This is a genomic window from Spirillospora sp. NPDC029432, from assembly GCF_040703975.1.
Lineage (GTDB): Bacteria > Actinomycetota > Actinomycetes > Streptosporangiales > Streptosporangiaceae > Spirillospora.
In genome coordinates, this window is record NZ_JBEZWH010000011.1 from 105,122 (window position 1) to 128,425 (window position 23,304).

Consider the following 23,304-nt stretch of genomic DNA (forward strand, 5'->3'; position numbering starts at 1 on the left):
CGTCCTGGCAGCCCTGGTCCTCATCCCAGCCTGCCGAGCCGACATGAGATTCCTTCGGTAACTGTCGAGCCGGTTTTCGAGTTCACGCTTTTCCTGCCTCACTTCTGGCAGAGGGCTGGACGCGAAAGGGGCCGGACGGCGCGCGTCCTCGAACCCGGGGCATCCTAGGGGGCGGTCCAGCGGGTCACGGCCTCGGCGTATTCGGCGGGGGTCTCCATCGGCATCAGGTGGCCCGCGCCCTCGATCGTGCGCAGTTCCCAGTCGGGGCGGCGGGCCAGGAGGTGGTCGATCACGGGGCGTTCGATGAGCGGGTCCTGGTCGCCCCAGAGGAGCAGGGTGGGGACGGGCAGGGCGTCGATCGCGTCGAGTACGGGACGCCGGGCGACGAACATGGACTCCGTGGCCGAGGCGAACGCGACGATGGCGGCGGCCAGCCGGTCCGGGCGGTCGAGCATCGCCCGGCGTTCCTCGGCGTGGAGCTCGACCAGTTCGGGCGACACGCGCGTCAGGTCGCCGCCGGACAGGTCCAGCCTGCCGCCGGGCGAGGTCAGCGGGTCGCCCTTGGCGAGCTTGGCCTCCAGAAGCTTGCGGCCGTACAGGCGCAGCGTGCCGCGCAGCACCGGCACGGCCGTGGCCAGCGCGAGCCGGCCGAGGGTCTGCCAGCCGGCCGCCTCCGCGGTGGTGAGGGGGCCGGGGAGGGTCGGGTTCGCCAGGACCAGGCGTTCCACGCCGGCGGCGCGGCTTGCGTACAGGAGGGCCACCAGCCCGCCCATGGACCAGCCGTGGACGAGCGTCCGCTCCAGCCCGAGCGTGCGGGTGAACGCCGCGAGGAACCGGGCGTTGACGTGCGCCTTCGCTGCACGGGGGTGCGGCGTGCCGGTGTGGCCGCTGAACGTGCCGGGCAGGTCCGGCGCGATCACCGTTCCGTGGGGCGCGAGGAGCGGGATGACGTCCATCCAGAACGTCCCGGTCGCGCCCATCGGATGCACGAGCAGCCGTACCGGCGCCTCGGGCGGGCCGGGCGCGCGCAGGTAGTGCACCGGCGTGCCGTGGACCTCGGTCATGACGCTGCGGATCCCGGCCCAGCGCGGCGACCGCTCGCCCCAGTCGTCGTACCGCACGGCGCCCCTCCCTTCGGGTGCGGCAAGGGTAGGCGGGACGGGTCCGGCGACGCGAGAGACTGTGGGCACGGCGATCAGACCGGATGACCGAGCCGGGCCGGCGGCGGCCCCCTGGACGACAGGAGTGCGAGATGACCGACCCTTCCGTGGACACGGCCGAGGAGAAGGCGGGCCCCGCCGCCGCGCGGTCGCGCGCCGAGCGCCGCCGCGACACCGAGCACCGGCTCGCCCACGACGTCGACGTGTGGGTGGCCAGCGCGTCGGCGGACGGCGCGCCGTACCTGGTGCCGCTGTCGTTCGACTGGGACGGCGAGGCGCTGCTGCTCGCCACCCCGGCGGCGAGCCCGACCGGCCGGAACCTGGCCGCCTCCGGGACCGTCCGGCTGGGGCTCGGCCGCACCCGCGACGTGGCCATGATCGACGGCACGGTCGAGGTGCTGGAGATGGGCGCGCTGCCGGCGGAGCGGGCCGAACGGTTCGCCGCGCGGACGGGCTTCGACCCGCGTTCGGCGGGCTCGCCGTACCGGTGGTTCCGCGTGCTTCCGCAGCGGGTGCAGGCGTGGCGCGAGGAGAACGAGCTGTCCGGGCGCGACCTGATGCGCGACGGCCGCTGGCTGGCCTGACGCCCGGAGCGCATACTGCGGGGATGAGCGACTATTCGCTGCGCCTCAGCGACGCCGAGGTCGGCCGGTACGGCCAGATGGCCGAGGCCGCCCGGGAGGACGAGCGGGACCTGTGGGAGGCGGCGGGCGTCCGCCCGGGCGCCCGCGTCGCGGACGTCGGGTGCGGGCCGGGCGCGATCAGCGCCGTCCTGGCCCGGCTCGTCGGGCCGTCCGGCGGCGTGCGCGGGGTGGACCGGGACGCGTCCGCGCTGGCGGCGGCCCGCGAGCTGGCGGCCCGGTCCGGTCTCGCCAACGCGGCGTTCTCCCAGGGGGACGCGGACGCCACGGGGCTGGAGCCGGGATCGTTCGACGTGGTCATGATGCGGCACGTGCTGGCGCACAACGGCGGCCGCGAGCAGGCGATCGTCGACCACCTCGCGTCCCTGGCGCGGCCGGGCGGGACGGTGTACCTGGTCGACGTGGACGCCGGGCGCAGGGGCGCGCCGGTGCTGCCGGGGCTGGAGGACCTCGAAGAGGCGTACCGCGCGCTGCACGCCAAGCGCGGCAACGACCTCACGATCGGCCGCCGCCTCCCCGACCTGCTCACCGCGGCCGGGCTGGAGGGGGCGCGGGCCGACGACCGGGGCCGCACGATCGGGCTCCGGCCCGGCATGCGGCCCCCGTCCTGGGCGGCCCGCGAGGCCCTGGTGAGCGAGGGCCTCGCCACCCGCGGCGACCTGTCCCGGTGGGCCGGGGTGCTCGACCGGCTGGACGGCGAGGGCATGCCGTACGAGATCGAGATCAGCCAGGTCTGCGCCCGCGCCCGCCGCCCGCGCTGAGCCTCAGGCCGGGCCGTACGTGATCGGCATGAGCATCAGCGAGGCGGCGTACCTGTCCATGCTCGCCCGCAGCGGCCGCACCGAGCGGGAGTGGGCCGAGAGCCTGCGGCCGGACGGCGACCCGGCCGGGCTGCGCGAGGCCGGCTTCTCCTACGGCCTCGACCGCTTCCTCGACGGGCTCGCCGCCCGCCTCGCCGCACACTGACCCTGGCCGTACCGAATCTGATTCGGTACGGTCGGGGCATGGGCGACGTCTTCGACGATCTGGCGGCGGAGTTCGAGCACCTCGACGGGGTCCTGGCCGGCCTGGACGCCGCGGCGTGGGCCGCGCCGTCGGCGGCCGGCGGCTGGACGGTCGCCGACGTGGTGATCCACCTGGCGCAGACGAACGAGCTCGCGATCGCCTCGGCCGCCGGCGAGAGCGCCGCGTTCGCCCGCGACGACGGCCTCACGGTGGACGAGGCCGCCGACCGCCTGGTCGCCGCCCAGCGCGGCACCTCCCCCGAGGAGCTGCTGGCCCGCTGGCGGGACGGCGCCCGCGAAGCGCTGGCGGCCATCCGCGCCTGCCCGCCCGGCACCCGCCTGCCGTGGGTCGCCTCGTCCCTGTCGCCCCGCACGCTCGCCACGACGCGGATCGCCGAGCACTGGGCGCACGCGCTCGACATCACCGTCCCGCTGGCCCTCCCCTACCCCGACACCGCGCGGCTGCGCCACATCGCCTGGCTCGGCCACCGCACCCTGCCGTACGCCCTGGCCGCCGCCGGGGAGCGGGCCGGGCCCGTCCGCTGCGAGCTGACCGGCCCGGACGGCGACCTGTGGGAGTTCGGCGACCCGGCGGCCGGGTCGGTGATCCGCGGGGAGGCCGGCGAGTTCTGCCGGGTGGGCGCGCGGCGGCTCCCCGCCGCGGAGTCGAAGCTGGCCGCCGAGGGGCCGCACGCCGCCATCGCGCTGCGCCACCTCCGCAACTACGCCCTCTGACGCTCAACGAGAGTCGGACCTGGTCTGGGCGGTGGGCGCCGACGGCGTTACCGTTCCCGCATGAAGATCACTGGGCGGGGGCTCAACCGGGCCGTGCTGGGACGGCAGCTGCTGCTCGACCGGGCGGCGCTCGGGGTCGCGGACGCGGTGCGGCGGGTCGTGGCGCTGCAGGCGCAGGAGGCGGCCTCGCCCTACGTGGCCCTCTGGAACCGGCTTGCCGGGTTCGACGCGGGCGAGCTGGACGGCGCGCTGGCCCGGCGGGACGTGGTCAGGACGACGCTGATGCGGGTCACGCTGCACGCCGTGCACGGCGCCGATCACCGGGCGTTCCGGGAGGCCATGGAGCCCACGCTGCGGGCGTCCCGGCTCGGTGACCGGCGCTTCGCCGTCGCGGGGCTGAGTGCGGGGGACGTTCAGGCGCTGCTTCCGGACCTGCTGGAGTACGCCGATCGGCCACGGACCGGCGAGGAGCTGCGGGGATGGCTCTCGGAGCGGCTGGGCGCGCCGATGGACGGCACGGCGTGGCGGCTGCTGCGGCAGTACGCGCCGCTGGTGCACGTGCCCGCCGGCGGGCCGTGGTCGTTCGGTGCGCGGCCGTCGTTCGTCGCGGCGGGCGCGCGGCCGGTGCTGGACGAGCCGGAGGCGGCGGACGCGGCGCTGCGGGTGCTCGTCCGCCGGTACCTGGAGGGGTTCGGGCCGGGGACGGTGGCGGACATCGCGCGGTTCGCGACCGTCCGGCGGACGCGGGTCACGGCGGCCGTACGGGCCATGGGCGACGATCTGGAACGGCTGGAGGGCCCCGGCGGGGCCGTGCTGTACGACCTGCCGGGGGCGCCGCGGCCCGCCGCGGACACGCCGGCGCCGCCGCGGCTGATGGCGATGTGGGACAGCGTGCTGCTGTCCCACGCCGACCGCGACCACGTCCTCCCGCCGGAGTACCGGCCGCTCGTCATCCGCCGGAACGGGGACGTGCTGCCGACGCTGCTGGTGGACGGGCGGGTCGCGGGCGTGTGGCGGGCGGCCGGGGAGGGGATCGAGGCCACCGCCTTCCATCCCCTCCCCGAGGACGCCTGGGAGGGGCTCGCGGCGGAGGCCCGTTCCCTGCTGCGCTTCCTGGCGGGCCGGCAGCCCGAGGTCTACCGGCGCTACCACCACTGGTGGGGCAGGCTCCCCGACGCCACCACGCGGACCCTGGCCGGTGGATCAGGCGCGCTCCTCCAGGCGGGTGCCGCCGCGAAGGGGCTCTTCGGCGGGGACGGTCGCCGGCCTGCGGGGCAGGACGGTGAGGGCGGTCAGCACGGCGAGGACGAGCAGGGCCGCCGCCGCGGCCAGGCCCAGGGCGTAGCCGCTGTTGAGGGCCTCGGCGGCCGTACGGGAGCCGGTGCGGTGGGCGGCGAGGCTGGAAAGGGCCGCCAGGCCGACGCAGCCGCCCAGCTGGCGGGCGCTGTTGAGGACGGCCGACGCCGTTCCGGCCTCCTGGGGCGCGACACCGGTCGTGGCGGCGGCGGCCACGGGGCCGAGGCAGAGTCCGAAGCCGATGCTGGTGACGATGGACGGCCCGATGACGTCGGCCCAGACGTTCCCGCCCGGGGAGAGGCAGGCGAACCACGCCAGGCCCGCGGCCGCCAGCAGGCCGCCCGGGATCAGGGACGCGCGGGGCCCCCGGCCGTTGGTCAGGCGGGTCGCGAAGACCGTCCCGACGATGACGCCCAGGGAGAACGGCAGGAAGGCCGCGCCGGTGGCGGCGGCGCTCATGCGCAGGACGTGCTGCATGTAGAGGGAGACGAAGTAGAACGCCGCGAACTGGCCGGCGGCCGCCAGGAAGACGAAGACGTTCGCGCCCGCGACCCAGCGGCTCTTCAGGATGCCGAGCCGCAGGAGCGGGCTGGACGTGCGGGTCTCCGCGTACACGAACGCGGCCAGGAGCGCCGCGGCGACGGCGAGCAGGGGCCATCGCGCGGTGGTGACGCCGTAGACGAGCAGGCCGGTGCCCGACGTCGCCAGGACGGCCCCGAGGAGGTCGAGCCGCCGGCGGATCCCGGGACGGCCGGCGGGCGCCGCTCCGGACAGCGCGAGGGCGGCGCCGACGATCGGCAGGTTGACGAGCATGACCCAGCGCCAGCCCGCGTACTCGGTCAGCAGCCCGCCCGCGAGGACGCCCAGGGCGCCACCCGCCGCGTTCACCGCGCTCCATACGCCGAGGGCGCGGACCCGTTCGCGGCCCTCGGGGAACGTCGTGGCCAGCATGGCCAGCGCCGCGGGGGCGACGGCGGCGGCCGCCAGGCCCTGGACGGCGCGGGCCGCGATGAGCTGCCAGGGGGCCTGCGCCATGCCGCCGGCCAGGGAGGCGAGGCCGAAGGCGACGAGGCCGCCGACGAACAGGCGGCGGCGCCCGTACAGGTCGGCCGCCCTCCCGCCCAGGAGGAGGAACCCGCCGAACGTGAGCGCGTAGACGTGCACGACCCAGGCCAGGTCGGCGGGAGCGAACCCGAGGGACTGCTGCATGGACGGCAGGGCGACGTTCACCACGGCCATGTCGAGGGCGACGAGGAACTGCGCGACGGCCACCGCCGCGAGCACCACGGAGTTTTTATACATGTATAAAAAGTAGCCGAGGAAGATCGCGGCTGTCGAGGCCGCGATGATGGGGGCATGCCGACCGCAGAGCGCAGGACCACCGGAAGGCCGCCCCGCATCTCGCGCGCGGAGATCGTCGGGACGGCCCGGCGGATCGTGGCCGAGCAGGGCGTCGGCAAGCTCACGATGCGCGGGCTGGCCAGGGAGATCGGCAGCACGCCGATGGCGCTGTACCACCACGTGCGCGACAAGGAGGAGCTGCTGCTCCTGCTGCTGGACGACATCGCGGCCTCGGCGCCGCGCCCCGACCCGCTGCCCGCGGACCCGCGCGAACGGCTCGTGACGGTCGCGACCGCCATGCACGACCTGCTGGCGGGCTGCCCGTGGATCGTGGAGGTCCTCACCGCCGACGACCTCATGGCCGAGGCGGCCCTCTGGTACTCCGAGCACATCGTGGACGCCGCCGTCGCCGCCGGCCTGGGCCTGGAGGAGGCCGTCGACGCGTACCGGACGGTCTGGTATTACACCGCCGGCCAGATCATCACCACGGCGACGTCGGCGCGCCGCCGCGCCCAGGACGAGCGCCCCACGTACCGCGACCGCGTCTTCGCCGGGATCGACCCCGCCGCCTACCCGCGGCTGGCCTCCGTGGGCGCCCGCTGGACCGAGCTGACCGCGCGCGACACCTACGCGGAAGGGCTGCGAGCGCTGGTGCGAGGGCTCCTCCCGGAGGGGTGAACCCGGGCGCGTCCGGCCCGACTACCTGCCGGAATCCGCTAGCGTCTTGATGCTCACGGTGGCTAGCGGAAAGGACCACATGGCCGAGAAGGTCATCCTCGTTGACGACATGGACGGCACCGAGGAGAGCGACGTCGCCAAGCGTGACTTCGACGTCCTGGGACGGAAGTTCACGATCGACCTGAGCGACGCGAACGACAAGCGCCTGCGCGACGCGATCGACACGATCGAGGCGTTCGTGGAGAAGGCGCGCGAGGTGAAGGCCGCCGGACGGGGACGCAAGGCGGCCGCACCGGCGAAGATCAAGGGCTACACCAACACCGACGTGCGGGAGTGGGCGCGCGCCAACGACGTCGAGGTGTCGGCCAAGGGCGTCATCGCCGACGAGGTGTACGCGGCGTTCATCGCGGCGTACCCCGACGCCGACCCCAACCCCAGGCCGGAGACCGGCTCCGAGGAGCCGGCGACCGAGGAGTAAGGGTCCGCCGCGGGCGGCACGGGCGGCGCGGCTCCGCCCGTGCCGCCCGTTCGCATCTCCTCCCCGCGGGGGATCCGTCCCGCCTCCACGGGGGAGTCTCCGGGGCGGCGCCGGGCCGGAGGATCGGAAGCGCCCGGGTCAGAGCGGCCCGGAGCGACTCCCCAGGGGGTACGAGATGCGCAAGCTGACGATCGTGGCCGCGACCCTCGCGTTCGCGTCGGTGGCCGGAATGGGCACCGCCGCGTACGCGCTGCCGCAGGAACGCCCGGCCGGGCCCGACACCGCGAGCGTGCGGGGGTCGGCCGACTTCCGGCTGACGTACGCGCCCGACGACGACGTCCGCACCTTCACCTTCGACGCGCGCGCCAAGCCGTACTCGCGCCCGATGCCCGGCCTCCCCGGAGGGCTGCCCTCGGACGCGACCGGAACCGTGAAGGTGTCGCACTACGTCGCGAAGGACAAGGTGACCGTCCGGTTCGAGGCCGTCGTGGACTGCATGACGACCAGCCCGGGGAACGCGGCGCTGACGGCGAAGGTCGTGCGCGCCGACGACGTAGTCAAGGACTGGGTCGGCAAGCGGCTCGGGTTCAGCGTCCAGGACGGCCCCAAGGGACGCGACCGGGTCGGCTTCTCGTGGTCGATCGGCAACGCCGACCAGAACGAGCAGGGCGAGTGGGTCGAGGGCAGGGTCGGCACCTGCCAGGCCCCGGCCGCGTTCGCCCCCGTCACGCGCGGCGGGTACAAGGTCAGGCACGCCGAGCTGGCTCCGCCGCCGCAGGGCTGACGCGCGGGCGGTCGCCGCCGCCGTTCCGGGCGGCGGTGGCGACGACCCCGGCGGACGCGACACTGACGCAGGCGATGGCCGCCCACTGGGACGCCGACAGGTCCTCCGCCAGCAGGACGAGTCCCGCGACGGCTCCGGCGGCGGGCTCCAGGCTCACCATCACGGCCAGGACGCGTTCGGGGAGGCGGCGGAGGGCGGCCAGGTCGAGCGACCACGGGACGACCGCGGAGACCAGGGCCGCGCCCGCCCCCGCCAGCAGGAGGCCCGGGCGGAACAGGTCCGTTCCGGTGGACAGGGGCCCGAGCGGCAGCGTGAGCGCGGCGGCGAAGACCACCGCCCAGGTGAGCAGCGAGCCGTCGCCGGAACGGGCGCCCGCGCGCTTGTTCAGCACCAGGTAGGCCGCCATGAACCCGCCCGACGCCAGCGCGAACGCCAGCCCCGCGAGGGAGGGGATCTCGCCGCCCGGCCGGTAGATGAGGACGACGCCGACTCCCGCCAGGCCCGCCCAGAGCAGGTCGGCCGGACGCCGCGAACCGGTCAGGGCCAGGACGAGCGGCCCGAGGAACTGCACCGTCGAGGCGATCCCGATCGGGAGCAGGGCCATCGCCGGATAGATGAACTGCATCCCGGCGATGGCCGTGCCCAGCGCGGCGACGAGCGGGAGCGCCTCCCGTCCGGGCCATCGGGGCCGCCAGAGGAGCAGCAGGAACGCGGCGGCGAACGCGAGCCGGAGCGTGACGACCCCCAGCGGGCCCGCCTCACCGAACAGCTGCTTGCCGAGCGCCTGGCCCGTCTGGACCGACACGACGCTGCCCAGGACCAGGACGGGCGCCGGCACGAGCGAGGCACGGGACATGTGCCCGAGTCTGCGCAGCCCCCACCGTGCGGGTCCATCGAAAGATCCCGCACCGGATCGTGTTGAATCGCCGCATGATCGATCCTCGGCTGCAGGCGCTGCGCGTGCTGAGAGAGCAGGGCACGGTCACCGCGACGGCGGAGATCCTGCACCTCACGCCCTCGACGGTCTCCCAGCAGCTCCGCCTCCTCGCGCGCGATCTGGGCGTCACGCTCCTGGAGGCCCAGGGGCGCCGCGTACGGCTCACGCCCGCCGCGTACACCGTCCTCGACCACGCCGACGTCCTCTTCGCCCAGTGGGAACGCGCCCAGGCCGACATCGCCGCGCACCAGGACGGCGCCGCCGGGCGGCTGCGGCTCGGCTCGGTGTCGAGCGCCCTGGCCGCGATCGTCACCCCGGCGGCCGTGCTGCTCGGCCGGGAGCATCCGCGGCTGGACGTCCGGATGAGCGAGACCGAGAGCGAGGACGCGTTCCCGCTGCTGCTGGCGGGGCGGCTCGACATCGCCGTGCTCATCCCGACCGCCGACGGCCCCCCGCCGGACGACCCGCGCTTCGAGCAGCACCCCCTGCTGGACGAGCCGCAGGACCTGCTCGTCCCGCCCGGCCACCCCCTGGCGGAACGGCCGCGGCCCGTCCTGGCCGACGCCGCGCGGGAGCCCTGGATCGGCTCCCCCGACCGCGGCGACCAGCACCACCTGATGCTCACCGCCTGCGCCGCGGCGGGGTTCACGCCGCGGATCGCCCACCACGCCAACGAGTGGTTCGCGGTCGCCGCGCTGGTGGCGGCCGGGTTCGGGATCGGGCTGGTCCCCCGGCTCGCGCCGCTGCCGCCCGAGCACCAGGTCCTCCGGGTGCCGCTGCGCGGCGAGCCGGTGCCGTCCCGGCGGATCATCACCTGCGTCCGCCGGGGCGGCGACCGGCGGCCCGCCATCGCGAACGGCCTGGACGCGCTGCGCCGCTCCGTGCCCTAGCGGGCCTGGCGCAGCCCCCGGAAGAACGCGCGGACGTCGCCGGCGAGCAGGTCGGGCCGTTCCAGCGCGGCGAAGTGCCCGCCGTGCTCGAACTCCGTCCAGTGCACGATCTTCTCGTCGCGTTCCGCGAGGGCCCGGACGGGCAGGGCGATGTCGTACGGGAACACGGCGACCCCCGTGGGCACGGTCGACGGCTCCGGCATGCTCCAGCCCGCGTGCGCGAACTCGTAGTACAGCTGCGCCGAGGAGGCCGCCGTGTTGGTCAGCCAGTAGAGGGTGACGTTGGTCAGCAGGGCGTCGCGGTCCACGCCGTCCTCGGTCCATTCGGCGAACTTCTCCGCGATCCAGGCCAGCTGGCCCGCCGGCGAGTCCGCCAGCCCGTACGCGAGCGTCTGGGGCCGCGTCCCCTGGATCGCCATGTAGCCGCCCAGCTCGCCCTGGAAGCGCTCCAGCCCCGCGAGCCGCTCCCGGTCGGCGCCGGTGAGCCCGTCCAGCTCTCCCTCCTGTCCCGACGGGAACGTCAGAAGGTAGTTGACGTGGACTCCGATGAGGTGCGCGGGGTCCACCTTGGCGAGCTCCCGGGACACGCCCGAACCCCAGTCGCCGCCCTGCGCGCCGTACCGGTCGTACCCCAGGCGGGCCATCAGCGCCGCCCACGCCTTCGCGATGCGGCGCAGGTCCCAGCCGTCCTCCCTGAGCGGCGCGGAGAAGCCGTAGCCGGGCAGGGACGGGACGACCAGATGGAACGCGTCGGCGGGGTCCCCACCGTGCGCCCGCGGGTCGGTGAGCGGGCCGATCACGTCGAGGAACTCCGCGACCGACCCCGGCCAGCCGTGCGTGAGGACGAGCGGCGTCGCGTCCGGCTCGGGCGAGCGGACGTGCAGGAAGTGGACGTCCTGGCCGTCGATCTCGGTCACGTACTGCGGGTGGGCGTTGATCCTGGCCTCGTGCTCGCGCCAGTCGTACCCGGTGGCCCAGTACTCGACCAGCTCGCGCAGCTCGCCGGCCGGAAGGCCGCGGTTCCGGCCGCCGCCGGGCACCTCCCCCGGGAGCCGCGTGCGGGCCAGGCGCTCGCGCAGATCGTCCAGGTCGGCCTGCGGGACGTCGATGCGGAACGGGCGGATCTCGTTGTCGCTCATGCCCCGACCCTAGGAAGCGATGCGGCAGGATCCTTGCCGCGATTGCCGGGACAATCGATCCCATGCTGGAAGCCTCGGCACGACTCCTCCGCCTGCTGTCGCTGTTGCAGACGCGTCCCGACTGGACGGGCGCGCAACTGGCCGAGCGCCTGGCGGTCAGCCCCCGCACCCTGCGCTACGACATCGGCAAGCTCCGCGACCTCGGCTATCCCGTCCACGCCGCGCCCGGCGTGCACGGCGGCTACCGCCTGGGCGCGGGCACCTCCCTGCCGCCGCTGCTGCTGGACGACGACGAGGCCGTCGCGGTCGCGATCGGCCTGCGCACCGCCGCGGCGGGCACGGTCGCGGGCATCGAGGAGACCTCCGTCCGCGCCCTCGCCAAGCTGGAGCAGGTCCTCCCCGCACGGCTGCGCGAACGCGTGAACGCCCTGCACGAGTACACGACCCCGCTCCCCACGGGCGCCCCTACGCCTTCCGTACCGGCCGAGGTCCTCACCGCCATCGCCGCCGCCTGCCGCGACCGCCACCGGCTGCGCTTCGACTACCGCACGCACGACGGCGCCGGCCTCGTCCGCGACGTGGAGCCGTACCGCCTCGTGAGCATGGGGCGCCGCTGGTACCTCCTCGCCTGGGACGTCGGGCGCGACGGCTGGCGCACGTTCCGCGCCGACCGGATGGCCCTGCGCGTCCCGCACGGCCCGCGCTTCGCCCCGCGCGAGGACCCGCCGGCCGACCTCGTCCCGCGCGGCGTCGACACCGCGCTGTCCCGCTACAGGGCGGAGGTGACCGTCCACGCCCCCGCGGAGACGATCGCGGCCCGCGTTCCTCCCGCGATCCTGGTCGAACCCCTGGACGAGCACACCTGCCTCGTCCACGCGGGCGGCGACACTCCCCTGCAGCTCGCCCTGCACATCCTCATGCTCGACGCCGGCTTCCACGTCACGGGCCCACCCGAACTCCTGTCCGCCCTGGCGACCCTCTCCACCCGCGCCGCCGACGCTTTCGCGCCATAACAGGGCGCGGAGGGTGGCGGCGCGCTACCATCTCGGAAATGCACGTGCATTAGCTCATGCATCTGCACGGTATTTCGAGCACCGAGGGGTGGCTGTGCGAGAAGTGGCGCCCGCCATGCACTGGGCGATCGTGTACGTGGACGTGGCGGGCTTCGGCGACCGGCGGCGCACCAACCGCGACCAGATCGCCGTGCGCGAGGGCCTCTACCGGGCGCTGCGGCGGGCGCTCAAGCGGTCCGGCGTGCGCTGCGAGGACTGCCGCTGGGAGGACCGCGGCGACGGCGTGCTCATCCTGGTGCCCGCGGACGTGCCCAAAGAGCGGCTCGCGGTCGCGCTGCCGCTCCAGCTGGCCGCCGCCTTGGAGTCCTGCAACGCGAAGGCGCCCGAGACGGCCCGGATCGAGCTGCGCGCGGCGCTGCACGCCGGCGAGGTGCACCACGACGAGCACGGCGTCGCCGGCAGCGCCATCAACCTGGCGGCCCGCCTGCTGGACGCGGCGCCCCTCAAGGACGCCCTGCGCGAGTCCGCCGGCCCCTTGGCGCTCATCGCCTCCGACTGGTTCTACGACGAGGTCGTACGCCACCACCCGGAGAGCGAGCCGGACGCCTACCGGCCGATCCACGTGTCGGTGAAGGAGACCAGGACGCGCGGCTGGATCCGCCTGCCCGGCCCGAGGGCCGCCCGGCGAGCCGAGGGCGCGCGACCGGCCGGACGTCCCGGGCACCGCGGAGTCCGGCATCGCCGCACCGCCGGGCCCGCCGCTCCTCGGGCCACCCGGCTCGTGTCCGGCCGGAGGCTGCCCCTGGCCCTGTGGAGGCTCTTCTTCCTGCGCCGCTACGACGAGGCCGTCCGCCTGCACGGCGAGGCGCTGCGCGCCGGGACGCGCCCGCGCCTCCCGGCGGCCGGGCACGCCTTCCCCATGACCGAGACCGAGGTCGGGGCCGCCGCGCCAGGTCCCTGGACGCGCCGCCGGATCAGACCGCCGCGCGCGGCCGGGCGGTAGTCCGGTCCGCTTCCGCGCGCTCGGCCGCGGCAGGGGGGCGGTGGTGGTGTCCGGGCCCCGGTGCTCTGCCGGGGCCCGGACGGTGTGCTTCAGGTCTGGGAGCGGCCGCGCTCTCCGGTGCGGCGGGGGCCGTCCAGGTCCTCCGGGCGGCGGGGGGCGTCGTCCACGAGGTCGGCGCCGCGCGAGCGCGCCGGGACGGGATCCGCGCTCTCCTGTGGCTCGTGTGGCTCGTCCAGCAGGCCGGCGCTCTCGGCGTACTGGAGGCCACGGGGGGTGATGTCCCACGCGTTGTGGCGCCACTCCTTGCGCTTCCACACCACGCCCGCCGACAGCAGCCGGCGGCCGACCCGGCTGATCTCGGTCTCGTCGGTGCCGAGCTCGGCCGCGAGCTGCTGGTTGGACAGCCCTTGGCGGCGGGCCACGGCGGCCAGGAAGCGCGCCGCGTGGCCGCCCGGCTGGAGGGAGAGCTGGAGTCCGGAGGGCAGGCGCTGCAGGGCCCAGTGCGCACAGTCGATCAGGCCGAGGAGCCGGCCGCGCTGCTCGCGCTGGTCGCCGTCCAGGGAACGGGTGTCGAGGTAGTTGCGGTGCAACCACTGGAGCCCGTCCTTCACCTCGGTGAGGGCGGGCTCGTCGGCGTTGAGGGAGGCATCGGTGATGAGCATCCCGAGCGCGCTGAAGTGCCCCTCGGTCAGCTCCTTGGCGTGTTCCATCGCGTCGATCAGCCGCCGCGCCTCGCTCCTGCGGTCGCGGCCGAGCTGCGGCATCCTCGCCTGCGTCTCTGCCCTCGCGTTCACCGGCTCACCCCATGGTCGTCGAGGAAGGGCGGACCCCTCCAGAGTGCGCCCATGCCAAGTGAATGTCAAGTGACAGCTTCGTCCGATTTCGGGCCGTACCGGAGCGGCCCGTGACCGTTCCGGTACCCAGGATCTCCAACATCCGTGGCCGAATCTGTATCTGATGCCACTGAAGACGCGAACTCGCGAGAGTTAGCATCGATCGACTACCCGTAACCGGCCCTGTCAACCCCCTGGGGGAACATCTATGACCGATCAGTTGGCGGCTCTTGCCCAAGCGGCCCACCCGGCCGAGCCGGCTGATCTCTTCATCCGCCTGTACGACGCGCTCCCGGACCACGTCTTCCAGAGCTGGACCGCGACGATGTGGAACGACGACGCGCGGGTGCGCCGCCGCGCCGCGGAGATCTCCGAGATCGTGCTGGCCCTCGGCGTGCTCGACCCCGACATGACCGAGGAGATCATCGCCGCGGACGGCGACCGCGGCCGGTTCACGATCCTGCTCGGGCTCGACGCCGCCCTCGCGCACGCCAACCCGTACGGGCCGTACCACAACGTCCCCGCCATGAGCGGCGTCCTCATCCAGTACCTCACCGAGGGCCGGTTCAACGGCGACGAGAGCGAGGGGGCGCTGCTGCCGCGCTGCGCGTTCCCCGGCCGGCCGCTCGGCCGCCGGACCAAGGCCGAGTTCTTCGGCGTGCACCGCGTCCCGCCGGAGGAGTGGGACCGCGTCGAGCACCGCGTGCTGCCGTCCGTCCACGACCCCCACTTCAGCCGGGACGAGCCGGTGCGCGTCGGCTGCGCGCCGATGCTGGAGAACTTCGACGACATCGAGATCGAGTTCGAGACGCGGAACGGCATGACCGTCTACCGGCTGTGCCCGCGCGACTCGTCCAAGATGCACACCCGCGTGCGGTCGGTCATCCGGCGGCTGGACGAGGCCGGCGCGCAGGTCGCGGTGATGCCCGAGATCGCGCTGTCGGACTCCCTCCTCGAGCACTGGAAGGAGGTCGCGTTCGACACCGCCGGGCGCGACCGGCACCGCCACCCGCTGCGGTTCATCCTGCTCGGCAGCGGCCCGCTCGGCCCGGACGACCCGCCGCCCAACCGGGCCGTGCTGCTGGACCGCTGGACGGGCGAGGAACTGCTCGTCCAGGACAAGCTCTCCGGCTTCACCCTCACCGCCGGGCAGATGGCGCTGTGGCGGCTGCCCGGCGCGCCCGCGAGCGGCACGGCCGACGAGTACATCGCCCCCGGCACCCGGGTCGGCGTGCTCGACACCGCACTCGGCCGGCTGGCCGTGCTGATCTGCGAGGACCTCGGCCGGTCCGTCGGCTGGGAGCGCGAGCTGCTGGCCTGCGGCGTGTCGCACCTGCTCGTCCCGATCTTCTCCAAGCCGATCCTGCGGTACCGCTGGGAGCAGCAGGGCGCCGAACGGCAGATCGCCGCCCTGGGCAGCTGGGTCACCGTCTCCAACAGCCTGGTGATCAGCAACGCGATCCCGGACGAGGACCTGGCGGGCGACCGCTTCACCTGCCTGGTGGCGGGGCCGATCAGCCCGGAGCGCGACACCTACAGCGAGTCGGCCGTGTTCGCGGCCTCGCACGCCGGCGACCGGCCCGCCGTCCTCAACACGGCCGATCCCCGGTCGCTGCCCACGTTCCTGCCGGGCGCGGCGTACGAGCAGTGGCACGACCACTGGCCCGACCCGGCCTGACCCGGCCCGGCGGACACGGCCTCAGGCGACGGTGAAGTCGGCCGGGCTGGTGGCCGACCCGGCGGGCGTGGTGACGACGAGCCGGCCGGTGGACGCGCCCGGCGGGACGGTCGTCTGCAACCGGGTGTCGGTGACGTCGGTGACCGCCGCCTCGGCCGCGCCGAACCGCACGGCCGACGCCGAGCCGAGCCCCACGCCGCGCACGATGACGACGCTGCCGACCGGCGCTCCGGCCGGCTCGACCGCGTGGACCCGCGGCGGCAGCGCCTGGTCGCGGCCGGCCTTGGCGGGCGAGAGCAGCGTCTGGAACACCGCGCGCAGCTTCTCGGCGGTCTCCTGCGAGAACAGCCCGACCAGCGCGGCGATCGCCGCCATCCCGTACGGGTTGACCTCGGTGAACCCGCCGGCCGGCGAGGTCAGCCCGCCGCGCAGGACGAGGTAGACGATCAGCCCGAACAGGGCGCCGGTGACCGGGAGCAGCAGGTACATCATCAGCCAGCTGCGGCGCAGCGAGCGGTTGCCCACGTACCAGTACAGCGAGCGCAGCGCGTGGACGACGGCGCCGAGTGCGCCCGCCGCCATCACGATGACGAAGAAGCTCGCCTCCCGGCCGATCACCGGCCGCCAGCCGAACAGCCGCAGGGCGACCGACTTCGCCGGCGCCTCCGGCCGCCCGTCCGGGGCGATCTGCGGCGCGGGCGGCCACGCCTGCACGAGCAGCGTCAGGAGGGCCGCGGTGAGCAGCAGCAGGAACGCAGCCATGAGGACGATGTCGCGCGTCCGCGCGTACCGGGTGCCGACCGACGATTCGTCCCCCACCAGCGCGCCCCCGCCTCTCGACCGACCTCTCCCCGCGGCAAGGTCATCCTGTTCATCGCCCCGGCCGCCGGCGGCGTTTCCCCGGCGCGCCCCGCTCCGGGTGTTCATTACGAATCGGTGGAGTCTTCACGAATAGGTGGCTGATGGGCGATACGCCCGGCTTAGCCTCCGGCCCATGCGCCGTACAGCAGCAGCACTCTCCACCGTCCTGGCCGTCACCATGGCCGGCACCGGGGCGGCCCGGGCGGAGCCGGAACCCGGCACCGCCGCCTGCGGGACGCCCGCCACGCACGAGATCGCCCAGGTGCAGGGAACGGGCGCCGCGACGCCTCTCAACGGGCAGACCGTGCGCGTGGAAGGCGTCGTCACCGGCGACTTCCAGGCGGCCGGCGAGCTGAAGGGCTTCTTCGTCCAGGACCCGACGCCGGACGCCGATCCGCGCACCTCGGACGGCCTGTTCGTCTACTCCACCCGGGCGGTCTCCCCCGGCGACCGGGTCCTGGTCACCGGCCGGGCCGTCGAGTTCGGCGGGCTGACGGAACTGTCGCCGGTCACCGCCGTCGACGTGTGCGGCGGCGGGAACGTCCGGGCGCAGGCCGCACGGCTGCCGATGGACGGCGCGGAGCGCGAGGCCCGCGAGGGCATGCTGCTGCGGTACGGCCAGCGGCTGACGGCGACGGAGACGTACCAGCTCGGGCGGTACGGGGAGCTGACGGTGTCGGCGGGCGGGCGGCTCTTCCAGCCGACCGGCGGCCACGGGTCGACGCAGGAGGAGAACGACCGGCGCCGGCTGCTGATCGACGACGGCTCGACCGTGCAGAACCCGGACGACGTGCCGTTCACGACCCCGCGGGCGGTGCGCGTCGGCGACTCCGCGGCCGGGGTCACGGGCGTGCTGAGCGAGGGGTTCGGAAGCCACCGGCTGCAGCCGACCCGCACGCCGCGCTTCGCCCGCACCAACCCGCGCCCGCCGCGTCCCGCGCGGGTCGGCGGCGATGTGAAGGTGGCGAGCTTCAACACGCTCAACTGGTTCACCACGCTCGACCGGCGCGGCGCGGACACCGCCGGGGAGCAGGAGCGGCAGCTCGCCAAGCTCGTCGCGGCGCTCAGGGGCCTCGACGCCGACGCGGTCGGCCTGATGGAGGTCGAGAACAACGGCGACACCGCGATCAAGGCGCTGGTCGACCGGCTGAACGCGGCCGCGGGCGCGGGCACGTACTCCTGGATCCGGCACCCGAACCCGGGGACCGACGAGATCCACGTGTCGCTGATCTACAAGAGCGCGAAGCTGCGGCCGGTGGGCGCGGCCCGCTCCTCGGACGACCCGGTCTTCGACCGGCCGCCGCTGGTGCAGGCGTTCCAGGGCCGCACCGGCGCCCCGTTCACCATGATCGTCAACCACTTCAAGTCCAAGGGCTGCGACGGCGCGACCGGGCCCGACCGGGACCAGGGCGACGGGCAGGGCTGCTTCAACGCGCGCCGCGTCGGCCAGGCGCGGGCGATCGCCGGGCTCGCCGCGGGCGAGCGGCAGCCGATGGTGCTCGGCGACCTCAACGCCTACTCCGCCGAGGACCCGGTGAAGGTGCTCGCCGCCGCCGGGCTGGCCTCGCAGACCGAGCGGTACGTGCGGCCCGCGCAGCGCTACTCGTACGTCTTCGACGGCCAGTCGGGCGAGCTCGACCACCTGCTGGCCGGGCGCGAGCTGGCGCGGCGGATCACCGGCGCGACCATCTGGCACATCAACGCCGACGAGCCGCTGATCCTGGACTACAACACCGAGTACAACCCGGCCGGGCTCTACCGGCCCGACGCGTACCGGTCGTCCGACCATGATCCGGTTCTGGTGGGCCTGCGGCTGCGGTGAGGCATATGATCCGGGTCACAACTGAACGACCCGGAGGACGCCATGACCATTCCCGTCATCCCCACCGCGTTCGAGCCCCGGCGGGCGCCGGGGATCGGGCCGGACGGCACCTACACGCTCGGCGGGCAGATCGTCGCGTTCCTGCTCGGGCTGTACGCCATGGTGGTGTTCTTCCCGGCGCTCATCATGGCCGCGCTGCTCTACACCTGGGCCGAGGGGCGCTTCGAGCGCGACCCGGCCGGCGCCCGCACGCGGGTGATCTGGTCGTGGGTGTGCGTCTCGGCCGGGCCGATCGTGGGCCTGGCGGTGGCGCTGCTGGTGTACGGCATCGTCCGGCTGGTCACGGGCTGAGCCGCGCGTGGGCCGGGGACGCCGGGGTGGTGCGCTGAGCCACACGCGGGCCGCGGCGGGAAGACGCGCGCCGGTCGCGGGGTTGCACGGATCATGAGCGTCCCCTTCTCGGTTCTCGACCTGTCCCCCGTGGTGAGCGGATCCACCTCCGCCCAGGCCCTGCGCAACACCCTGGACCTGGCCCGGCATACCGAGGCGCTCGGCTTCCACCGCTACTGGCTGGCCGAGCACCACACGATGCCGGGCATCGCCAGCTCCGCGACCGCCGTGCTCATCGGCCAGGTCGCCGCGGCGACCGAGCGGATCCGGGTCGGCTCGGGCGGGATCATGCTGCCCAACCACGCGCCGATGGTGGTGGCCGAGCAGTTCGGGACGCTGGAGGCGCTCTACCCGGGGCGGATCGACCTCGGCCTCGGCCGGGCGCCCGGCACCGACGCGAAGACGGCGCGGGCGCTGCGGCGCTCGCCGGACGCGCTGTCGGTGGACGACTTCCCCGAGCAGGTGCACGAGCTGCGCGCCTACTTCGGCGAGCACAGCACGGTCACCCCGGCCGCCGGGAACGAGCCGCCCGTCTGGCTGCTGGGCTCCAGCGGCTACAGCGCCCGCCTGTCCGGGCTGCTCGGGCTGCCGTTCGCGTTCGCGCACCACTTCTCCGCCGAGAACACCCTCCCGGCGCTCAAGCTCTACCGCGAGTCGTTCCGGCCGTCCGCCGAGCTGGAGCGGCCGCACGCGATGATCGCGGTGTCGGTCACGGCGGCCGACACCGACGAGCGGGCGCGGGAGCTGGCCGCCCCGAACGCGCTGTCGTTCCTGCGGCTGCGGCAGGGCCGTCCGGGCCCGCTGCCGAGCCCGGAGGAGACGGCCGCGTACCCGTACACCCAGGTCGAGCGGGAGATCGTCCAGTCGCGGCTGGCGGGGCAGGTCATGGGCGGGCCCGAGACCGTCCGCAAGCAGATGGACGCGCTGCTGGAGGAGACCGCGGCCGACGAGGTCATGGTGGTGACCTCGGTGTACGAGCACGCGGACCGGCTGCGCTCGTACGACCTGCTCGCCGGCCTCTACGACCTCGAGCCCGCCGGGGCGGCCGTCTAGCCGGGCCGGCTCACAGGTAGTTGCCGACGGCGCCGGCCCGGCCGCCGCCGTCGGCCCGCTCGGGCTCGGGGAGGTCCTCGACCAGCAGCGTGACGACGTCCTCGGTACCGGGCCGCTCGCCGGTGGCGAGCCGCTGGGCCTGCGCGCTGATCGTCGCGTCCAGCAGGTTCCGCATGAACCTGCCGTTCCCGAACGCGGGGCCGCGCCCGGCCCGGCGCAGCAGGTCGAACAGCGCGCCGGTCACCCCGTCGGCGAGCGCGAACCCGTCCACCGACGCGGCGTGCTCGAAGATGCCGACGAGCTCCTTGTCGCTGTAGTCGCGGAAGCGCAGGTGCTTGGCGAAGCGGGAGCGCAGGCCCGAGTTGGCGTCCAGGAACCGCGTCATCTCGTCCTCGTATCCGGCCGCGATGACGATCAGGTCGGTGCGGTTGTCCTCCATCAGCTTGACCAGCGCCGCGACGGCCTCCGCCCCGAAGCGGTCCTGGTGCAGCGCGTACGCCTCGTCGATGAACAGGACGCCGCCCATCGCCTGCTCCACGACCCGGTGGACCTTCGGCGCGGTGTGGCCGAGGTACTCGCCGACGAGGTCGGCCCGCGTGACCTCCACCAGGTGCCCGGACGACAGCAGCTCCAGCCTGGCGTAGATGCGCGCGATCAGTCGGGCCACGGTCGTCTTGGCGGTTCCGGGGTTGCCGGAGAACACCATGTGCCGGGTCGGCATGGGCACCCGCTGCCCCGCCACCCGGCGCGCCTCCAGCACCCGCGCCTCGGCCATCAGGGCGCGGACCTCGGCCTTGACCTCGTCGAGCCCGACCATGGCCGCCAGCTCGGCGAACGGGTCGCCGTCGGCGACCGTCCGGGTCGCGCCGCTGAGGGAGTCGGGGATGTCCTCGGGCAGCAGGATCGCCAGGTCCTTCTCGCCGCCCCCGGCGTTCAGCACCCGGTCGGCCTGGAGGGGGAGCGCCCGCTGGCACAGGTTCCGCATGACCCGGGCGTTGCCGAACGACTTGCCCCGGGGCGCCCGGCGCAGCAGGTCGGCGACCTTCTCGCGGGCGCCGTCGCCCAGCCGCAGCCCCGCCTTCGCCGCCTGCCCGACGAAGATCTCCACCAGGTCCTCGTCGGTGTAGTCCGGGAAGTGCAGCGTGACGGGGAACCGGGAGGCCAGCCCGGGGTTGGCGGACAGGAAGTCCTGCATCTCCCGCTGGTAGCCCGCCGCGAACACCACGAGGTCGTCGCCGTGGTCCTCCATCAGCTTGACCAGCGTGGCGACCGCGTCCGCCATCGAGTTGGAATCTCCCCGGCCGAGCACGTACGCCTCGTCGATCAGCAGCGCGCCGCCGATCGCCCGTTCGATCACCTGGCGCGGCTGGCCGTAGTTCTGGCCGACCAGGTCGGTGGGGGTCACCTCCACCACGTGCCCCGACGACAGCAGGCCCAGGTCGGCGAACACGCGCGCCAGCAGCCGCGCCACCTCGGTCTTACCGGTGCCGGGGCCGCCGGTCAGCACCATGTGCCGGGTCGGCGGGGTGACGGTCAGCCCGGCGGCGGCGCGCGTCTCGGCCGCCCGCGCCTCGGCCAGGACCAGCTCGACCTGCCGCTTGACGGCGGCGAGGCCGGTCAGGGAGGCCAGCTCGGCCAGCGGGTCCCCGGTGGCGCCGGTGACGTCGAGGCTCGCCGGGATGTCCCCCCGCCGCACCACCGGTGCCGCGCCGCCGGGGGTGCGGCGGCGGGCGCTCTCGACGACCGTCCCGGCGAGCCGGTTCGCCAGCCGGGCGTTGCGCATGTTGCGCACCGGCCTGGTGCGCAGCAGCAGCTCGGCCGCCGCGTCCAGCGCGGGCCGGGTGGCCGAGGCGCCGGACCGCCGGACCGCCTTGTCGAACAGCTCCCGGTACCCCGCCGCGGTGAACGGGCGGGACCGCACCACCGTGAACCGCAGCGCCAGCGCCGGGTTGATCTCCCGGATCCGCTCGTCGCCGCCGGTCTCGCAGAGCGCGATGATGTTCAGGTCGGGGAACAGGTCGATCGAGCGGTGCAGCTCCTCGACCACCGCCTCGCCGTTGAACGGCTCGCGGGCGGCGGCGTCCAGGCCGTCGATGATCAGCACCCGCTGGCCGGCGCTCTCCCGCGCGACGTCGGCCAGGTAGGTGGTGGCGGAGAAGATGTTCATGCCGTTGAGGTAGTCGGCCGCCAGCCAGAACGGCGCCTCCCGCACGGACCCCGGCCGCGCGGTGACCAGCTCGTTCATCCGCTTGGCCGCCCGGCGCTTGCCGGTGCCGTCCGGCCCGGCGATCAGCAGCCGGACGGGGCCGGACCCGTCGGCCACGTCCTGGATGGCCGCCGCCAGCTCCGGCTGGTCGATGGTCCTGTCGTCCGCCTGCTCTTCGGCCGCTGGAGCGGTGCCGGCGCCGCCTCCCGCGCTGGCGGTGCCCGCAGGTCCATCGCCGGCGGCGATCGGGTTGGGCGGCGCCGAGCGGTACGGGCCCCAGATCTCCCGCAGGTCCGTCTGGAAGTCGCGGAGGAGGTCGAGGTAGGGGGTCGCGTGGAGCCCCAGGGGCGCTCCCTTCCGCACGGTGTCCGCGGTGGCGGCGGTCGCGGCGGTCGTGGCGGCGGCGAACCGGACCGCGAGGTCGATCCAGGCGCGGCAGGCCCCGGCCTCGCCCGCCCAGAGGAGCCGCCGCAGCCACGCCCGGGTCCGGGCCGCCCACTGGGCTCCGGCGGGCACGGGGGAGCCCGAGGCGACGTCGTCGATCAGGGTGCCGAACCGCTCGGACGGCAGCGCCGCGAGCAGGGCGTTCGGCACGGCGGCGAGCTTGGCCGCGAGCAGGAGGTCGCGCAGCAGGTACGGCTCGTCCCAGGTGGTGGAGGAGGCGGCGCACAGCCTCCCGTGCACGGCGAACAGCCCGCCGCAGATCCACTCCAGGTAGCCGGTGTACCCCGCCGCCTCGGGCAGCACCGCCAGGACGCCGTCCCCGGCATGCGCCGCCCACCCGTCCCGCCAGGCGCGGCCGCGCGCGTCCCCGATGCCGGGCGGCGGGTCGGCGAACAGCTCCAGCAGCGCCCGCCGGCGCGGCTCCAGCGGCTCCAGCCCCTCGACCGCCGCCAGCAGATCGCGGACGATCTCGAACGCCTTCTCGGGCCCGTACCGCTCCCGCAGCAGGCGCAGTTCCGGGACGCTCACGGCCTCGGACAGGTGGTGGTCCGGCACGGCCGCGCGGGGTGACAGGAAGGGCCGCAGGATCCCGCCGGCCAGGTCGCCGTACGCGCCGCCGCGCGCACCGGCGCCGGACAGCAGGTCGAGGAGCGGCCGGGACGCGGCCAGCACGACGGAGCCGGGCTCGCACGCGCCGTCCCAGCGGCCCACGACCTCTTCGAGCCGCCTCCGGACGTCCTCGGCCGTCCCGTCCGGCACCCGCCATGGAGGCCGCGAGTACAGGTCGAGCACCGGTTCGTCGGTCAGCAGCACCCGCAGCTCGTCCGGCAACGCCAATGCGATCCCCCACGATCCCCCGAAACACCAGAATCTCCGCGACACCCGTCGATCGGTCCGAGCAGCCTAGAGGCTGCCGGA

General features: G+C 74.7%; 21 protein-coding genes and 1 pseudogene. 15 read left to right on the forward strand and 7 right to left on the reverse strand.

Annotated features, from left to right (window positions below):
* Positions 1-164: 164 nt before the first annotated feature.
* Positions 165-1,121, reverse strand: coding sequence for an alpha/beta hydrolase (locus AB0881_RS11785; protein ID WP_366616346.1), 957 nt, complete (start codon positions 1,119-1,121; stop codon positions 165-167).
* A gap of 131 nt (positions 1,122-1,252) precedes the next feature.
* Between AB0881_RS11785 and AB0881_RS11790 the strand changes: the two genes are divergently transcribed.
* The 5 genes and pseudogenes from AB0881_RS11790 to AB0881_RS11810 form a co-directional block, all read left to right on the forward strand.
* Positions 1,253-1,744 carry a pyridoxamine 5'-phosphate oxidase family protein gene (locus AB0881_RS11790; RefSeq protein ID WP_366616347.1) on the forward strand — a complete coding sequence of 164 codons (492 nt, stop codon included), beginning with the start codon at positions 1,253-1,255 and terminating at the stop codon, positions 1,742-1,744.
* 23 nt (positions 1,745-1,767) lie between these two features.
* Entirely contained in the window at positions 1,768-2,562 is a 795-nt protein-coding gene (locus tag AB0881_RS11795; RefSeq protein WP_366616349.1) for a methyltransferase domain-containing protein, read from the forward strand.
* A gap of 28 nt (positions 2,563-2,590) precedes the next feature.
* Positions 2,591-2,767: a hypothetical protein gene (locus AB0881_RS11800; protein WP_366616350.1), complete on the forward strand. Its 177-nt coding sequence runs from the start codon at positions 2,591-2,593 to the stop codon at positions 2,765-2,767.
* Between the two features lie 38 nt (positions 2,768-2,805).
* Positions 2,806-3,540 (forward strand): maleylpyruvate isomerase family mycothiol-dependent enzyme, encoded by a 735-nt coding sequence (locus tag AB0881_RS11805; protein ID WP_366616352.1) that lies wholly within the window; start codon positions 2,806-2,808, stop codon positions 3,538-3,540.
* Between the two features lie 60 nt (positions 3,541-3,600).
* Positions 3,601-4,593, forward strand: a pseudogene (locus AB0881_RS11810) (winged helix DNA-binding domain-containing protein); the annotation flags it as partial.
* A 150-nt stretch (positions 4,594-4,743) separates the two neighbouring features.
* On the opposite strand, the gene AB0881_RS11815 reads toward AB0881_RS11810, so the two are convergent.
* Positions 4,744-6,138: an MFS transporter gene (locus AB0881_RS11815; RefSeq protein ID WP_366616353.1), complete on the reverse strand. Its 1,395-nt coding sequence runs from the start codon at positions 6,136-6,138 to the stop codon at positions 4,744-4,746.
* A 54-nt stretch (positions 6,139-6,192) separates the two neighbouring features.
* On the opposite strand from AB0881_RS11815, the gene AB0881_RS11820 reads away from it, so the two are divergent.
* From AB0881_RS11820 to AB0881_RS11830, 3 genes are all read left to right on the forward strand, one after another.
* Entirely contained in the window at positions 6,193-6,855 is a 663-nt protein-coding gene (locus AB0881_RS11820) for a TetR/AcrR family transcriptional regulator (protein WP_366616355.1), read from the forward strand.
* Between the two features lie 58 nt (positions 6,856-6,913).
* Positions 6,914-7,333, forward strand: coding sequence for a histone-like nucleoid-structuring protein Lsr2 (locus AB0881_RS11825; RefSeq protein ID WP_366616356.1), 420 nt, complete (start codon positions 6,914-6,916; stop codon positions 7,331-7,333).
* Between the two features lie 175 nt (positions 7,334-7,508).
* Positions 7,509-8,117, forward strand: a complete 609-nt coding sequence (locus tag AB0881_RS11830) for a hypothetical protein (RefSeq protein ID WP_366616357.1) — start codon at positions 7,509-7,511, stop codon at positions 8,115-8,117.
* Here AB0881_RS11830 and AB0881_RS11835 read toward each other — a convergent pair.
* Positions 8,080-8,973: an EamA family transporter gene (locus AB0881_RS11835; protein ID WP_366616358.1), complete on the reverse strand. Its 894-nt coding sequence runs from the start codon at positions 8,971-8,973 to the stop codon at positions 8,080-8,082. The genes AB0881_RS11830 and AB0881_RS11835 overlap by 38 nt on opposite strands.
* A gap of 74 nt (positions 8,974-9,047) precedes the next feature.
* On the opposite strand from AB0881_RS11835, the gene AB0881_RS11840 reads away from it, so the two are divergent.
* On the forward strand, positions 9,048-9,944 hold the full coding sequence (locus AB0881_RS11840; RefSeq protein WP_366616359.1) for a LysR family transcriptional regulator: 897 nt from the start codon (positions 9,048-9,050) through the stop codon (positions 9,942-9,944).
* On the opposite strand, the gene AB0881_RS11845 is transcribed toward AB0881_RS11840, so the two are convergent.
* The gene (locus AB0881_RS11845) at positions 9,941-11,083 is read right to left on the reverse strand and encodes an epoxide hydrolase family protein (protein ID WP_366616360.1); all 1,143 of its coding nucleotides are present in this window, start codon (positions 11,081-11,083) and stop codon (positions 9,941-9,943) included. The two genes, AB0881_RS11840 and AB0881_RS11845, sit on opposite strands and share 4 nt — an antisense overlap.
* Before the next feature lie 62 nt (positions 11,084-11,145).
* On the opposite strand from AB0881_RS11845, the gene AB0881_RS11850 reads away from it, so the two are divergent.
* Both AB0881_RS11850 and AB0881_RS11855 read left to right on the forward strand, forming a co-directional pair.
* A complete protein-coding gene (locus tag AB0881_RS11850; RefSeq protein WP_366616362.1) occupies positions 11,146-12,096 on the forward strand; it encodes a YafY family protein in 951 nt (316 codons plus the stop codon).
* Positions 12,097-12,190: 94 nt separating this feature from the next.
* Positions 12,191-13,099 carry a hypothetical protein gene (locus tag AB0881_RS11855; protein ID WP_366616364.1) on the forward strand — a complete coding sequence of 303 codons (909 nt, stop codon included), beginning with the start codon at positions 12,191-12,193 and terminating at the stop codon, positions 13,097-13,099.
* Between the two features lie 89 nt (positions 13,100-13,188).
* Here the strand turns inward: AB0881_RS11855 and AB0881_RS11860 are convergent, their stop codons facing one another.
* Positions 13,189-13,893: a hypothetical protein gene (locus AB0881_RS11860; protein ID WP_366616365.1), complete on the reverse strand. Its 705-nt coding sequence runs from the start codon at positions 13,891-13,893 to the stop codon at positions 13,189-13,191.
* A 247-nt stretch (positions 13,894-14,140) separates the two neighbouring features.
* Between AB0881_RS11860 and AB0881_RS11865 the strand changes: the two genes are divergently transcribed.
* The gene (locus tag AB0881_RS11865) at positions 14,141-15,610 is read left to right on the forward strand and encodes a hypothetical protein (protein ID WP_366616366.1); all 1,470 of its coding nucleotides are present in this window, start codon (positions 14,141-14,143) and stop codon (positions 15,608-15,610) included.
* Between the two features lie 21 nt (positions 15,611-15,631).
* On the opposite strand, the gene AB0881_RS11870 is transcribed toward AB0881_RS11865, so the two are convergent.
* Positions 15,632-16,429 (reverse strand): IPT/TIG domain-containing protein, encoded by a 798-nt coding sequence (locus AB0881_RS11870; RefSeq protein ID WP_366616368.1) that lies wholly within the window; start codon positions 16,427-16,429, stop codon positions 15,632-15,634.
* Positions 16,430-16,604: 175 nt separating this feature from the next.
* Here AB0881_RS11870 and AB0881_RS11875 point away from each other — a divergent pair, with 175 nt between their 5' ends.
* From AB0881_RS11875 to AB0881_RS11885, 3 genes are all read left to right on the forward strand, one after another.
* Positions 16,605-18,293: an ExeM/NucH family extracellular endonuclease gene (locus AB0881_RS11875; protein ID WP_366616370.1), complete on the forward strand. Its 1,689-nt coding sequence runs from the start codon at positions 16,605-16,607 to the stop codon at positions 18,291-18,293.
* A 42-nt stretch (positions 18,294-18,335) separates the two neighbouring features.
* Positions 18,336-18,644, forward strand: a complete 309-nt coding sequence (locus AB0881_RS11880) for a hypothetical protein (RefSeq protein WP_366616372.1) — start codon at positions 18,336-18,338, stop codon at positions 18,642-18,644.
* Positions 18,645-18,737: 93 nt separating this feature from the next.
* The gene (locus tag AB0881_RS11885; RefSeq protein WP_366616374.1) at positions 18,738-19,736 is read left to right on the forward strand and encodes an LLM class flavin-dependent oxidoreductase; all 999 of its coding nucleotides are present in this window, start codon (positions 18,738-18,740) and stop codon (positions 19,734-19,736) included.
* 10 nt (positions 19,737-19,746) lie between these two features.
* Here AB0881_RS11885 and AB0881_RS11890 read toward each other — a convergent pair whose 3' ends face one another.
* On the reverse strand, positions 19,747-23,223 hold the full coding sequence (locus AB0881_RS11890) for an AAA family ATPase (RefSeq protein WP_366616375.1): 3,477 nt from the start codon (positions 23,221-23,223) through the stop codon (positions 19,747-19,749).
* Positions 23,224-23,304 lie beyond the last annotated feature (81 nt).

Coding starts and splice junctions, on each gene's coding strand:
- AB0881_RS11790 (WP_366616347.1), top strand. CDS start 1,253: ATGACCGACCCTTCCGTGGACACGGCCGAGGAGAAGGCGGGCCCCGCC.
- AB0881_RS11875 (WP_366616370.1), top strand. CDS start 16,605: ATGCGCCGTACAGCAGCAGCACTCTCCACCGTCCTGGCCGTCACCATG.
- AB0881_RS11880 (WP_366616372.1), top strand. CDS start 18,336: ATGACCATTCCCGTCATCCCCACCGCGTTCGAGCCCCGGCGGGCGCCG.
- AB0881_RS11800 (WP_366616350.1), top strand. CDS start 2,591: ATGAGCATCAGCGAGGCGGCGTACCTGTCCATGCTCGCCCGCAGCGGC.
- AB0881_RS11820 (WP_366616355.1), top strand. CDS start 6,193: ATGCCGACCGCAGAGCGCAGGACCACCGGAAGGCCGCCCCGCATCTCG.
- AB0881_RS11850 (WP_366616362.1), top strand. CDS start 11,146: ATGCTGGAAGCCTCGGCACGACTCCTCCGCCTGCTGTCGCTGTTGCAG.
- AB0881_RS11815 (WP_366616353.1), bottom strand. CDS start 6,138: ATGTATAAAAACTCCGTGGTGCTCGCGGCGGTGGCCGTCGCGCAGTTC.
- AB0881_RS11865 (WP_366616366.1), top strand. CDS start 14,141: ATGACCGATCAGTTGGCGGCTCTTGCCCAAGCGGCCCACCCGGCCGAG.
- AB0881_RS11845 (WP_366616360.1), bottom strand. CDS start 11,083: ATGAGCGACAACGAGATCCGCCCGTTCCGCATCGACGTCCCGCAGGCC.
- AB0881_RS11830 (WP_366616357.1), top strand. CDS start 7,509: ATGCGCAAGCTGACGATCGTGGCCGCGACCCTCGCGTTCGCGTCGGTG.
- AB0881_RS11835 (WP_366616358.1), bottom strand. CDS start 8,973: ATGTCCCGTGCCTCGCTCGTGCCGGCGCCCGTCCTGGTCCTGGGCAGC.
- AB0881_RS11840 (WP_366616359.1), top strand. CDS start 9,048: ATGATCGATCCTCGGCTGCAGGCGCTGCGCGTGCTGAGAGAGCAGGGC.
- AB0881_RS11795 (WP_366616349.1), top strand. CDS start 1,768: ATGAGCGACTATTCGCTGCGCCTCAGCGACGCCGAGGTCGGCCGGTAC.
- AB0881_RS11885 (WP_366616374.1), top strand. CDS start 18,738: ATGAGCGTCCCCTTCTCGGTTCTCGACCTGTCCCCCGTGGTGAGCGGA.
- AB0881_RS11805 (WP_366616352.1), top strand. CDS start 2,806: ATGGGCGACGTCTTCGACGATCTGGCGGCGGAGTTCGAGCACCTCGAC.